Annotated in this window: 11 protein-coding genes; 6 read left to right on the top strand and 5 right to left on the bottom strand. The window is 55.0% G+C overall.

Annotated features, from left to right (window positions below; genetic code table 11):
* Positions 1-190 precede the first annotated feature (190 nt).
* From G6R38_RS18625 to G6R38_RS18635, 3 genes are all read left to right on the top strand, one after another.
* The gene (locus G6R38_RS18625) at positions 191-1642 is read left to right on the top strand and encodes a DUF1501 domain-containing protein (RefSeq protein WP_240928278.1); all 1452 of its coding nucleotides are present in this window, start codon (positions 191-193) and stop codon (positions 1640-1642) included.
* 205 nt (positions 1643-1847) lie between these two features.
* The gene (locus G6R38_RS18630) at positions 1848-2918 is read left to right on the top strand and encodes a zinc-binding metallopeptidase family protein (RefSeq protein WP_166829648.1); all 1071 of its coding nucleotides are present in this window, start codon (positions 1848-1850) and stop codon (positions 2916-2918) included.
* Positions 2919-3091: 173 nt separating this feature from the next.
* Complete coding sequence (locus G6R38_RS18635; protein WP_166829651.1) at positions 3092-4810, top strand: beta/alpha barrel domain-containing protein; 1719 nt, start codon at positions 3092-3094, stop codon at positions 4808-4810.
* 89 nt (positions 4811-4899) lie between these two features.
* Here G6R38_RS18635 and G6R38_RS18640 read toward each other — a convergent pair whose 3' ends face one another.
* From G6R38_RS18640 to G6R38_RS18650, 3 genes are all read right to left on the bottom strand, one after another.
* Positions 4900-5508, bottom strand: coding sequence for a superoxide dismutase (locus G6R38_RS18640; protein WP_166829654.1), 609 nt, complete (start codon positions 5506-5508; stop codon positions 4900-4902).
* 201 nt (positions 5509-5709) lie between these two features.
* Entirely contained in the window at positions 5710-5961 is a 252-nt protein-coding gene (locus tag G6R38_RS18645) for a hypothetical protein (RefSeq protein ID WP_166829657.1), read from the bottom strand.
* 24 nt (positions 5962-5985) lie between these two features.
* Entirely contained in the window at positions 5986-7065 is a 1080-nt protein-coding gene (locus G6R38_RS18650; RefSeq protein ID WP_166829660.1) for a hypothetical protein, read from the bottom strand.
* A gap of 306 nt (positions 7066-7371) precedes the next feature.
* Between G6R38_RS18650 and G6R38_RS18655 the strand changes: the two genes are divergently transcribed.
* Positions 7372-8094 carry a GNAT family N-acetyltransferase gene (locus tag G6R38_RS18655; RefSeq protein WP_166829663.1) on the top strand — a complete coding sequence of 241 codons (723 nt, stop codon included), beginning with the start codon at positions 7372-7374 and terminating at the stop codon, positions 8092-8094.
* Between the two features lie 146 nt (positions 8095-8240).
* Positions 8241-8678, top strand: a complete 438-nt coding sequence (locus G6R38_RS18660; protein ID WP_166829666.1) for an acetyltransferase — start codon at positions 8241-8243, stop codon at positions 8676-8678.
* Here the strand turns inward: G6R38_RS18660 and G6R38_RS18665 are convergent, their stop codons facing one another.
* A complete protein-coding gene (locus G6R38_RS18665) occupies positions 8679-9323 on the bottom strand; it encodes a CatB-related O-acetyltransferase (protein WP_166829669.1) in 645 nt (214 codons plus the stop codon). It abuts the gene before it with no gap.
* A gap of 171 nt (positions 9324-9494) precedes the next feature.
* On the bottom strand, positions 9495-10748 hold the full coding sequence (locus G6R38_RS18670; protein ID WP_240928280.1) for a formylmethanofuran dehydrogenase subunit B: 1254 nt from the start codon (positions 10746-10748) through the stop codon (positions 9495-9497).
* Positions 10749-11213: 465 nt separating this feature from the next.
* Here G6R38_RS18670 and G6R38_RS18675 point away from each other — a divergent pair, with 465 nt between their 5' ends.
* A complete protein-coding gene (locus G6R38_RS18675) occupies positions 11214-14132 on the top strand; it encodes a COG1361 family protein (protein ID WP_166829676.1) in 2919 nt (972 codons plus the stop codon).
* Positions 14133-14189: the final 57 nt, after the last annotated feature.

Here is a 14189-nt window from a genome sequence, read left to right on the forward strand (position 1 = left end):
CGCCGGACCAACCAGTCGGCTCGAAATTCCTGGGCGACTCAAAAATTCTCCGAACCATGCCCATGAAATTCATATAACCCGTCACAGTTGTTGGCGCAACCATCACATCGGTATACACTGATATCTAAGACACGCCCGAACATCGTTGTTCACAAGTTGGTGATAAGTCGCGAACCGTAAGGAAATCATTGTGAGTTCACGCCAAAACCACTGCGTTTCTGTTGACCGTGCGAGTTGGAATCGCCGGGCGTTTCTTGTGGCCTCCGCAACCCCGTTGTTCGGGTCGGCGTTCGACTCGATGAATCGCTCGGCGGTGGCATCGAATTCCGTCTCGGCATCCGGTGGTGGACGGGCAAAATCGACGATCCTATTTTTCCTCTGCGGTGGGGCATCACAGCTCGACACTTGGGATTTGAAGCCGAACGCACCGCTGGAATATCGGGGGCCGTTCCAACCAATCGCCACGTCACAACCAGGGTTATGGCTATCGGAACACTTGCCGATGTTGGCTCGGCAAGCCCATCACCTGGCGGTTGTCAATTCGGTAGGAGCAACCGTTAACACCAACGACCATCACGCTGGTTACTACTACAACCTGACCGGCCACGTTCCCGACATTACATTTCGCACGCAGGGCAACAACCGAACACCGTACCCGGATGACTGGCCGTTTGTGGGTTCGGTGGTGGCGTCTCGTCGACCGAAACAAGACTTGCCAAACGCGATCACGCTTCCGCATAGCCCCAGTCGCAAACCGTATACGCGGCCCGGCCAATTCGCCGCCAAATTGGGTGTGGAACACGATCCGCTCTATCTGATCGGTCAGCGTGACGATCCATATCGGTTCCAGGCTCCCGCATTGGTCCTCGACAAAAGTTTGGCACCGACGCGGCTCAATCAACGTACGGATTTGCTGAAATCCCTTGATGACGCCCGGAGAACATTCGACAAGACGGCCACGACAAAAACATGGAATCAGCACCAGGAACGGGCCGTCTCATTGTTGCTTTCTGCCGGAACGACGGAGGCGTTCGACGTTTCCAGCGAATCACCAGAAACTCGAAACCGTTATGGAGAAACCATTAACGGCATGAGTTTACTACTCGCACGGCGATTGGTCGAAGCAGAAGTGCCGTTCATCACCGTGTTTTGGTTGGGCGATGGCATTGGTACGCCACTCGCCAAGAAATGTCGAAGTGCCGGCAGTTGGGACACGCACGGCAACAACTTCGACTGTCTCAAAGACGATTTGTTACCGGAATTTGATCGGTGTTTCTCCGCGCTCATCGAAGACTTGGCTGACCGCGGTTTGCTCGACACGACATTGGTCACGATTTCGAGCGAAATGGGTCGCAGACCGAAGATTGGCGACCCGCGGAGTGGTGGGACAGCGGGTGGCGGCCGCGATCACTGGACACATTGCTTGACCAACGTCCTCGCTGGCGGTGGGATTCAAGGCGGACAAGTCTATGGAGCCAGCGATCCACTCGGCGAATTCCCCGCGGACCGTCCGGTCACGCCTGCGGATATCATGAAAACCATCTATCACGCAATGGGTGTCGAAAACCTCGAAGCGACCGGACCACTCGGCCGACCGTTCAATTTGCTTCCCGAAGGCCAACCAATCACGACGCTATTTTGATTTCGATAGCGTCATCGGAAATCAATATCTGCCTGGATCACAACCGTTCAATCAGGCTTCGATTTATCCAAACAACACGGGTCAAAACCCGGTTGAGCCCGGTTTTCACGGTCGTTCTGCACGATTCCCGATTCGGCACGGAAGATGCAATTCGCACGTGAGGTCGATTGACGACACAATTCAATCTCCTCGAAGGAAACCGGAAATGCGGACATTTGAGTGTACTTGCGGCGGCGTGCTGTTCTTTGAGAGCACTCAATGCGTGAAATGTAGTTTGGAGGTCGGTTTTTGCGAACATTGCCGTGCAATCACGCCCTGGACGAGTACCGATACGCATCACACATGCAATCTCTGTGAAACGAAGTTGGTCAAGTGCTCCAACAACACGGAACTTGGTGTGTGCAATCACGGCGTGATTCATCCGGCGGAACCCAGCGACACAACGGGGCCGCTTTGTGAATACTGCCAAACGACATCCGTCATTCCCGACTTGAGCGTTCCCGGAAACGATGAGCTTTGGCGTCGATTGTCGTTTGCAAAGGCGCGGGTTCTCTACGGTTTGGAGGAACTTGGGTTTGCGACTCGTGAGAATGACCGATTGGTTCTGCCGGGGTTGTCGTTTGAGTTTCTTTCCGATGACGTTAAGCCAGTTTCGACGGGGCACGCTCGGGGTGTGATTACCATTAACGTGAAAGAGGCAGACCACGTCGAGCGAGAGAAAACTCGCGTGGAGTTCGATGAACCGCAACGCACGCTGGTCGGGCACTTTCGCCACGAGTTAGGGCACTACTTTTGGGAGCAACTCGTGCAAGATCACTGCTTGGCCGAGTTCCGGAATGTCTTTGGTGACGAAACCGCTCCCATGTACGCCGATGCTCAGAAAGCGTATTACCAGGACGGTCCCCCCGAAGATTGGCAAACGAACTACATCTCCGCCTACGCGACCATGCACCCGTGGGAAGATTTCGCCGAGTCGTTCAATGCCTATCTCGATATGGCCGCAGTCGTTTCGACGGCACACCACTTCGGCTTAACAACCTGCGATCTGAACGATTTCGACGAGATGATTCTCGAATACGAGCGAATCGGCATCGTCGGAAACGAATTGAATCGCGACATTGGTCTACTCGATTTGGTACCAGAAGTCTTCACAAAACCGGTGATCGAGAAACTGCGATTCATCCACCGCTTGCGGCGGAATCTCGAACCGACCGGCAGGCCCGAGGAATCATCGTCAACGCAACGCCAGTCGCAAATGACGACTCCGATTTCTTGAAACCAAGCGATCTCACTCGGGGTAAACTTTCTCGAACCATTGACGAGATTGCGTCGAGACAGCACGCTGGTCCGTGTCGTGACCGATGACGGCGGCTGGAATTCACGCAGTTTCGGCTCATCGTGTTGGGTTCGTGGAAAGAACGAGTTTTGTCATTTCTTGGAGTCGCTTGCATGTTTCGGCGTAGACAATTGCCAACCCGTTACCGATTGCTGCTGTTCTTTTTGTTCGGCGGGCTGTTGATGGCGACGACTCCGGCGTTCTCACAGGATGCCGAGGAGGTTATCCCCGAGGACGCACCGATTCCGTTGGTGATCTTCAATCTCGCCAGCGTCGAAAGCCTGATGACCGACATCGACTACATGTTCAAAACCATCAACCGACCGGACATGACCGATGTTGTCAAAGGAATACTCGGAACCGCGAATGATCTCGGCGGGCTCGATCGCAAGAAACCGCTAGGAGTGATGTTGTTCATGAAACCGGGGGTCGTGCCAACCTTCGCACCGGTTGCCTATCTCCCGACGGACAAACTCACCACCCTCATCGAAACCATGGAACTTGGCCCGGTGCAGGCATCCCGCGTCGCGGGCCAGACCGATCGTTACGAACTTACCACCCGTGGCCAAACGCTCGAACTTAAGTTGGACAATGGCTATTCGTTGATTTCCAACGACATCGACTTGCTCGATTCTGAACTGCCGTCACCGACGACACTCACTCGCTCCATGTCGGCAAAATACGACTTGGCGATTTCCGCGGACATCACCGCCGTGCCTGAGGCAATGCGGAATCTGTTCTTGGATTTGCTCCGTGCTCAATCCGAAGCTCAACTCCAGCAACGCGACGACGAACCGAAAGCTCAATACGAGGCACGTCGGGCCGCGGGCATGAACAATTTGGACAACCTGGAAGCTGTTTTGCGAGACGGGCAACGATTTACCATCGGCTTCAATGCCTCTCCGGAAGAGCAAGCGATTCTGATTGACCTGTCGCTCGATGTCACCGCCGACAGCACACTGGGCGAAAACCTAAAAAGTTTCGCCGGAGCCAAAAGCCGATTCACTCCGCTGATCGACAACCGTGTGCCGATGATTATCTCGGCTTCCTTCAACGCAACTGAGAAAGACCAGAAAGTCTGGAAGACGTTCGTTGAGTCCGGTCGGGAAATGTTGGTCAATCCGGAGAATGTGGAATTCGACGCGTTCGATGCCCCCATGGTCGACCGAATTGCCGACTCGCTGAAGGCAACCATCGACACCGGCAAAATCGATGCGTTCTTGAAATTCGAAGGACAACCGCCGAACCCATTCGTGCTCATCGGTGGCATCCAGACCCGAAACACGGAAGCCTTGGCAACCGGGTTGGTGCAAGTGGGTCAAGAGTTGGATCGTCGAATCGACGAAACCAAAGGGAGCTTCGATATTAACTACGAAACTCACCGCGGAATGGCGATCCACCGTTTCACGGCCGCGAATTCAAGCCGCTGGGATCGACGAACCTACGGTGGTCCCCCGAGTGTGCACGTGGGAGCCGGTTTCGGAGCCCTATGGTTCGCCGTCGGTGGAGAAGATTCGGTCTCTGTTCTCGGCGATGCCATCGATGAAGTGCTGCAACCCAAAGAAACCGACACGGTCGTGCAATCCACGGCTCCGTTCCATTTCGTCCTGAATTTCGGGCAATGGTTCGGTTTGCCGGAAGACGAAGAGCGACGTCGCGGTCGTGCCTTCCGTGAGCGTGCCAAAGAGGCATTTTCCGACGGGGGCGATCAATTGAAGTTCGAACTCCGTCCGACAGAAAACGGCGTGCGATGGCACATCCGGCTCGACGAAGGCTTCATTCGGTTAATCGGCTCCGGCATTACCAGCCAATATGACCGCAATCAAATCTGATCACCGCTTCCCACAATTCGATCCATAAAAAAGACGCTTGGAGAAATTCACTCTCCAAGCGTCTTTTGTTTTCTACTCGTCCGATAGCACTACTTCGCAGCGGCGTATCGTCGGGAGACTTCATCCCAATTGACGACATTCCAGAACGCGTTGATGTAGTCGGGACGCTTGTTTTGATAGTTCAAGTAGTAAGCGTGTTCCCACACATCGAGACCAAGGATCGGTGTTCGACCTTCGGAAAGCGGGGTATCTTGGTTCGGGGTGCTTTCGACGACGAGCGAACCGTTGTCGACAGACAACCACGCCCAACCGCTGCCAAAGCGAGTGGCAGCAGCCGCTGCGAACTTCTCTTTGAATTGGTCGAAGCTACCGAAAGTGCTGTTGATCGCATCGCCCAGTTCGCCGGACGGTGCACCGCCACCATTCGGGCACAGCACGGTCCAGAACAAGTTGTGATTCGCCGTTCCGCCACCGTTATTGCGAACCGCACCGCGAATGTCTTCCGGGACAGCGGCCAAATCGCTCATCAAGTCTTCGATGGACTTCGATTCCAAGTCCGACTTACCTTCAATCGCCGCATTGACTTTGTTGATGTAAGCCTGATGGTGCTTCGTGTGGTGAATTTCCATCGTCTTCGCATCGATGTGCGGTTCCAATGCGTCGTACGCATAGGGCAGCTCGGGCAGCGTGTACGCCATGAGTCTCTCCTAGGTTGAGGGGATGTTCGAAGTTGTTCCAATCATCTATGCCGCGACGGCCTCAAACCGAGACCGTCGACGGTCTTATTCTAGACACTCCTTCCCTACCCACAACCGACGGGGTGGGAGAAAATCCCAGGTTTCTCAGTCATCTTCAACCTGACCGTGCCGTGGTGGATTCCCGTTGCCGGCGTATGCCACTTACTCGCGGTTCGTTTCGTGGCGAACTGCCAACGGCAGGACAAGCCCGATCAGCACACACAGTAAGCTCACCGTCGCAACGAGCAGCAGCCCGAAAAACAGCTCCGTCTCAGACAGAGGCAATCGAACGACTTTGTAGAATCCGAGTATCAACACGAGAAGTGCAGCGAACCAAGACACCAGTTGTCCGGCCTTGGCATCCAATGTGACCGACGTCAATGGGCGATGCAGAAATCTTAGCAGTTCTGGCATTTTGATATCCTCATTCTCGAGATGTTAAAACCCACCTTCGCCGCCCGCTCCACGTTCGCCATCAGCACCACCCTCTGCGTTGTTCGCATTGTTACTGGGGCGGTGATTGGGATTGTCGCGGACATTAAGGTCGTAAACCGCGTATTTGCCACGATATTGACGGACCACAAAGGTCAAAAGTTTTCCGGTATCAGGATTGGACAGCGTGATCCAAATATCGCGTCCCACGGTTCGCCGACCATTCGGCAGGAGTGCCATCAACATCTCCTGACCTTCCTCGATGGCGTCGGCCCGAGTTTTCTCGGCAAAGAGTTCACCCACCAAACCTTTCGGACGCAGCGGATAAATGTACGTCGGAATTTCTTCCTCATTGGATGCCAGGATATTGCGAATCAACTCGACAACGGGATATTCGGGGGTGTCATCGGGAACTTGCGGAACCATCCGGGCGGCCTCTTCGGGAGTTTTCGGTCGGGCGTTGCCACCTAAACCATTCCCACCGGCACCGGGTTCACCCGCGATTTCCCCTTCGCCGCCGGCCCCTTCCGGTAGACCGGGCATTGGCAGTTCCCCGTGTTCGCCTGGAGGCCCTTCACCGGGCGGAAGTCGCATTGGGTTGGCCGCGTTGCCTTCACCGTGCCCGGCTTCCACATGAGCGAACTCTTCCGCCCCCGGCATCGGAATAACAGTTTCTTCGCCAGGTCCACCATGACCGCGTTCGGGATTCGGCATCTCTTCCGGTGGAATGAAACCGTCCGGATCTTCCGAGTGAGCCAGTGACTCTTCCGGCAACGCCACCTCGCTGTGTGACGCCTCGCCATGTGATGCCTCAACATGTTCACCAGACGGCAAACTGTAGTCGACGGGCATGCCTGCGTCATCAACAGCCACCATCTCGCTATGCTCGCCGTTCATTTCGCCATGCATCTCACCGTGTTCGCCAGGCATACCAGGTTCATGCCCCGACGGTTCCGCCGTGCCACCGGAATTGGCTCCGACCGGTGGTTGCTGAACCACCGCACCTGATTCCTCACCACCACAACCAGCAACGACCAAACAGCCGACAAGTAAGAGCAGCGTTGGGACGGTTTGTCTCAAATTCATAAAACCGGTTCCTAGGTGGAGCGTTTTTCGAGAGTTGCTTCGCAATAATCCGCTATGAAAAAATGAACACAGTAGTTCTCTTGGGATCGTAACGGATTTTGTCTCGTCGAGGTCAGGAAACAACGGATTTTTGTGCCCACCATGGACACAGAATCCCGTATCTAGTCTTGATCATAACCATGCTGAACCAATGGTTCCAACAAAACCGCCCCGGATTCTGTGACTCCATCGGGATTAACTTGTATAGAGAGAATGCGGGGGAGTCACTTTTTGCGCTCACAAAAGCCCTCAGGAAAGACGGACGGTATGTTCGACCATCCCAACGCCGATGTTATTCACCGGCATGTTGCCACACGCTACGAGTGTGACGCGGAAGAATTCACCAAACCCGGCGTGCATTTGGAAGTTTGGTACCACTCCGATCGTCGACTGATGCTGACGTTCCAACACGACGACTACCTTCTCATCAAGACTTCGGAAGACTTAGCCGACCGCATTCAATCTTGGATCGACGAACGCAATGAGGAATCGGTTTCATTTGGCGAGTTGGCCGACCATTTCGCTCCTGGCCGATCGTTGGGAGCTCCCACCGAACGCGTGTTGTACTTGCACCCCGATCGGTTTCGATCTCAACCCGCCCCCGATGTCCGGAGACTGACACTCGACGATGGCCATGCACTCACCGACCTGCACCGTGCCTGTCCAATGTTGGATCAACGCATGGCGAACATCAACATCGACCACCCCGCGGTCTTCGGCAAATTCACAAACGATGAGTTAATCGCCGTCGCCAGCTTTATTGAATCCGACTTCGATGCCATTGCAGATATCGGCGTGCTCGTCCACCCCGATCACCGTCGCCAAGGCAATGGCCAAGCGGTCGTCTCCGCACTTGCAGAACACGGCCTCAACAACAACCGCATCGTTCAATACTGGCGACTCGACTACAACAGCGGTTCCGCCAACATTGCCGACCGACTCGGCTTCACCGAATACGGCCGACAAACCATGTTACGTTGTGAGGTCTAGTACAATACTCTCACCAGCTAGTCCACCGAAACTAAGACTAGTATTCGACAAAAGACACTGCGACTGATTCCGTCTTGGCTCAACCGAATTGATCGCCAGACCTCCGCCCCTGCAAACACGACACACCATAGAAATCCGCATCAGTTATGAAGATCGTGAAAGCTGAGAAGATCCACTACGAAGATCTAATTGCCATCTGGGAAGCGTCAGTCCGGGCAACACATGACTTTCTACCAGAGGAAGACATTCAAGCTCTAAAACCACTGATTCTCAATCAGTACTTTGATGCCGTCGACTTGATGCATGCAATTGACAATGCCGGGGCACCGCTCGGCTTTTGCGGCGTGCACGAGGGGAACATTGAAATGCTATTCGTTGCACCGGAATCTCACGGGAGAGGGATCGGCCGAGCACTGACAGAATACGCCATCAAGAATCAGGGAGCGACTCAAGTTGATGTCAACGAGCAGAATCAACAAGCACTAGGATTCTATCAACACCTTGGGTTTACTGTCACAGGACGCTCGCCCCTCGATGGACAAGGCCGCCCATACCCACTATTGCACATGACGCTTCGCCAATAACTAGGAATCGATAGAGTCATGGGCTTGCAGCAGCGTATCAAGATCGGAACTTGTAATCGCTTTGATATTCGCCGTAATCTTCTTGACCGGCCAGTCCCACCAACGGATTGCTAGCAGTGTCTCGATGACGTGTTCATCAAACCGAGACTTTACGATCTTGGCAGGATTCCCGGTAACAATGGCATAGGGCGGCACGTCTTTTGTCACAACGGCACGGGCCCCGATAATCGCCCCGTCACCCACAGTAACACCGGGCATCACCATGGCTTCCATGCCGATCCACACGTCATTCCCGATTACGGTATCGCCCTTTTTCTCCGACACTTCAAACATCGCTTGGATGTCTTCCATCGTCGTCGATTCAGTCATCATAAAGTTGTTGAACGGGTAGGTTGAGAAACCACTCATATTATGATTGGCAGAACTTGTGATGAATCGCACACCATGCGCAATCTGACAAAACTTGCCAATCACTAACCGCTCAGGACTTAGCGGAAATAGAAACGGTGCAAGGAATCCGCCGTAGTCATCTAGTACTTCGAGATGACCAAAATATGTAAAATCACCAATCTCCATCCGGGGGTGTTCAATAACTTGGTTCAATTGAACGACAGTTTTGATAACTGTCCCGTCTGGCATCACCATCGGGTGTTTTTGTTTCGGGTCAAGCACGCCGGTTCCTCATTTCGGAGTTGTTTCAACTGCACTGGTCGAACTGCTTTGGAGCTATCATTGCTTACTAGCGTTCGCACGACACGAGGGTAAGACGCCGGGTTCGCTAGTTTTCAGGACGCGATGAACTACGCACAATCAATGCTAGATTTTAATTCGATCGACGATGGTGTTGAGGACTTGATGATCAGTGGGAAGTTCACTTGTGAGAAATGGTCGCAAGGGAATTGGAACTTCGTCCATGCGATAGGCGGTGCCGGGATGATGGACACCATAAACTGCAGTCGTAAAGCGGACTGTTGGCGAGATCGTGGATTCGACAGTCGGATAGTCGAGCACAATTGTCGGAATGGATTGGAGTCGCTGTTGGGCGAGCGGTGACAACGCCGGTACACCTTCACTGCCGACGAGCAAACACAAATCGACTTCGTTCTGTTCCAACAAATCGTTCGCAGAAAACTCACCGGGGTTGTACCTCGGATACCCCCGTCGCAAATCGACACTAAACGGATACCCCGTCTGCCAACACAGCACGCTGTCGGCTCCCGTGACGTCACCAGGCACACGCATCCGTCGGGCGTAGAAATGCGAGTGCTGGTTCAACTCCGCCGCCAGTCGGAGCAGGGCATCGACATTCAAGTGTCCTAACGGTTGCTGCGTGAGTCCCAAGCCGAAGAAGATCACGCCACACTCACAAGACTTCATGCGATTCGCTAAGTCCCGAAGCGCTTCCCGATCAGATCCCAGAATCGTATTTTCTGGTGGTTCATGCCCGGCGACGAAACTTCGCAGGGTCCATAACGCTTCGTAGTCGCGATTCGGTTCGACACGGACGAAGACGTCTGCCACCTCCGTTGTGGCCGTTTGTTCCACGTCAACGACAACCAGCGTGCGGTCAGCCCGGCCGTTGGGAACGAATCGCCCAACTGGCTCGATCGAATACCGTTCGAGATGCCGAGGGTGACTGACAAGCGGGTTCGACCCCCAATACACCACTAGATCCGCCCGATTGCGTATTTCGCCCAGTGAACACGTTGGTTCACCGGCTTGCTGGAACGCGAGAATCGACGGGGCATGACATCGGGAAGCCGTCGTGTCGATGACGGCTCCCAAGTGGTCCGCAAGTGCCGTCGCCGCTCGCTGGCCTGGGGTGCTGCTTCTGGAAAGACCGTAAATCAGCGGAGCCGTGGACTTCCGCAGCAATTGGGTTGCCCGATCGATGGCGTCTTCATAGTCCGCCGGTTCTTCAAGGATCTGGTGCGTCTTCGAGTGGCGACAACTCTGTTCCAAGAACCACGGTTCTGCGAGCGTACACGCCCGCTCGGCTTGGATGACCGCACCGTTGTCGGTAGTGATCGTCAGATCATCACACACACAACCGCAGATGGTACACGCCACATCGGAAGTTGTTTTCCTCGGGGAATTGTCTTTGGACAAACTTTTTAAACTCCACTGTTTTCTTAGGGGGACCGCAGTTTTTCATCGAGAATTGAAAAACTCGGGTTTGCGAGGGTGCGGATTTGTGTTAATACCCCGCTCCCATCCTCAAATTGCACTATCTACCGTTTCCAATGTCATTTCTACAGATACGTCGATGGAAAAAACATCGTACCAATGAAGCTGCCAAGAGCGACAACGGAGCGGGTTCAGTCAACACGCACCGACGGTCAACTCCATAAGATGGCACAACATTGATTCCGGAGTTTCCTGAAGGTGTGTTGTTCGAGGTAATAATCGGGATCGGTTTGGACGACGCGACACATTCAAAGAGGTCAACGGATCGACTTCGTATGAATGAACAGATTAACGGTCGTCCAGACCAACCAGTTTGAATCATATGTCCGCAGGCGGGAAGGGATTTCCATGCAGACCTCGTTATGGAAAATGACAGCCCTGATGGGTGTCGTTGGTATCGGTGTGCTGGTCGTATTGCAAGCGCAACGCGGACTTTCGAGCGCCGGGAAACAGGAATTTGTTCCCACGGTGGCTGATGCGAGTGAGCTCGACCGCGACGGGGACCGTCGTGCGGACGAAGCCGACCTCGTCCCGGATAAGCCGTCCGAACCATTGCGTTTCGCGGCGGAACAGCTGGAATTCGCCGCGATGCCACAAGCCGTCCCGGATTCCGGTTCGCCTCGTGCATTGCCCACAAACTTAGATGTTCCTACCCCTGTGGAAGCGGTTGCGTTACCGGTGGAATCACCGACAGCATTTCGCCGTCAATTGCCCGACGCCAACAGCGAACCGGTTTCGTTGGAGGAATCCACCAAACCGCTCGGGCGAGCCTCGGTCAGTAATGACGCCGCTAATAACGAATCTGCTCCCGCTGCGGGACCGCAGGAAATTCGCGTCGCACTCAACGAGCCGGCTCCGTTTGGATCGGCTGGTGCCTCTTCCGACGCGTTTGGTGCAGGCAACGAGAATCCCTTCTTTGATGCCCCCGAACCAACCAGCGAAACTCCGGCATTGCCATCGCTACCGAATCCGGAGCCTGATCCGAATGGCGGCGCGTTCGATGAACCGGCGTTTCCGGAACCGACTGCCCAACCAACCTCGAATACATCAACGGATACATCCCCAGAGTTCGATCCCTACGAACCCAAAACGGCCCAAGATTCTGGGCCGTCGCTGCCGGTTCCAGCTGGTCCGTTTGATGACGCTCCGTCAGAAACACCAAAACCCGCCGAGACAGCGGCAACAACTCCGGTTCTGCCGGAACTTGCGCCCAGTCCGGAAGCTGCTCCTGTCGGCCGGGCCCAAGTCGCGGCTCCTCTCGAAGTTGCATCGCCCACGAAAACCGATGCACCAACCCCAGCCGTCGATATGCGAACACCCGTGTCGAGTGTCGGTCCGGAAGAAGATCCGCTGACGGCATTCGGTCTCGTGCCGGAGAAGGACGATGCAGAAGCAGCCGCCAAACAACCCGAGCCAGCCGACCCAGGTTTTCCGGAAGCGGCTCCGTTGAAAGAAATGCCATTGGCGACCGCTCCCGCGAATGAGAACCCATTCGGTGGATCGGCTGATCTTTCAGAAGCCAACACCAACGAACCCGTTGCGGAACTCCAACCGGAACCGCAACCCGAACCGACTCCAACCGTTGCCGTGGAACCGGAACCGGCCGCCGATCCATTGGACAATTTGACATTCGATTCCGGTCCGGCGTTGGGAAGCATCCCGTCTCCGACACCCCCGAAAACCGATCCCACACCGAATTCCGAACCCACTCCGATTCCATCGGCCCCGGTACCAACCGAGAAAATGACCGCATTGGAACCGGAACCACAGCCAGAACCGGAAACCAAATCGGCTGCCATTGAACCGGCTCCGACGGTTGCCAACGACGACCAACGGGTTCCCGGCAGCATTGTTACGCGTCCGGAGGAACTCACCGGTGATGGCGTCGTGACCGACCCCTCACTGAGCGAGCACGAACGGCCACAACTAAAAATCGAAAAAGTCGCACCGCCACGAGCCGTGCTCGGCGAACCGATGGTCTACAAAATCGTCGTCCGCAACGTCGGACAACGGCCGGCACATCAGGTGGTGGTGGAAGATCAAATCCCGAAAGGCACCCGACTCACCGGTACCATTCCGCGAGCAGAACTCTCCAGTACGACCTTGCGATGGAAACTTGGGAAGCTCGAAGCTGGCAATGAAAAAGTCATCTCCGTTCGTGTCATTCCGCTTTCGGAAGGCAATATCGGTAGCGTGGCGAAGGTGAACTTCGTCGCCGAGGTGGCTGCTCAAACGGTCATCACATCGCCGAAGATTTCACTCACCATGAACGGCCCCACAGAAGCTGCCGCTGGCTCCGAATTGACTTACACCTTCAAAGTCACCAACACCGGTCAAACTGCTGCCGAGGGCGTGTATCTTCGGAATTTGTTGCCGACAGCACTCACACACCCTGGCGGCAACGACTTGGAATATGAAGTCGGCAAATTGGCCGCCGGCGAAACGAAGGAAGTCAGCTTGACGGTCTCCGCCGTCGAACCCGGCACCGCGTTGAACAAAGCGATCGTTACCGCATCGGGTGGTGTCAAAGTCGAAGCCAGTCGGCAAACGGCGATTGTGGGAACGCGGTTGTCGATCACTCGTACCGGTCCAACCCGTCGATTCATCGGTCGAGCCGCCGTCTACGAGAACACCGTGCAGAACGATTCCAGTAGCGTTGTTCGCAACATTCGAGTCGTGGAAACCGTTCCAGCGGGTATGCAGTTCGTCAGTGCCACCAACGGTGGACAGTACGACGCTCAGCAAAACACCATCACCTGGACCGTTCCACAACTGACGCCCCAAGGTCAACAGAAAATGACCGTGCAGTTTCTCCCCACAGCCGCCGGTGCCAAGAAAAGCACCGTCATCGCGAGCGAGGGTGTGGGTGGTGAAGCGGTGGTGGAATCTCAAACGGATATCGAAGGTTACACGGCCTTGCGATTGGATGTCGCGGAACTTCGTGATCCGGTCGATGTCGGTGAGGAAATCGCCCTACGATTTATCACCAAGAATCGTGGTACCAACCCGGCGACGAACGTTCGTGTGAGTTTCACCCTTTCACCGGAACTTCAGTTGGTCTCCGCCAATGGCCCGACCGACGCGGTTCAAGATGGCGGAACCGTCCGTTTCACCCCGTTGCCGTCGGTGGCGGGTGAGATGAAATACGATGTCGTGTTGAAAGCCGTCAAACCGGGATCGGCACTCATCGGATTCGACTTGCAGTCCGATCAAATGTCCGAGCCACTTCACCGTGACGAACCCCTCCGTGTGCTGCCACCGGAGTGAGGCCGCATTGTGATCGCAATGATTCGGGTGGTCATGCCTCACTCGAATAGTCCGGAC

The organism is Thalassoroseus pseudoceratinae, assembly GCF_011634775.1.
GTDB lineage: Bacteria > Planctomycetota > Planctomycetia > Planctomycetales > Planctomycetaceae > Thalassoroseus > Thalassoroseus pseudoceratinae.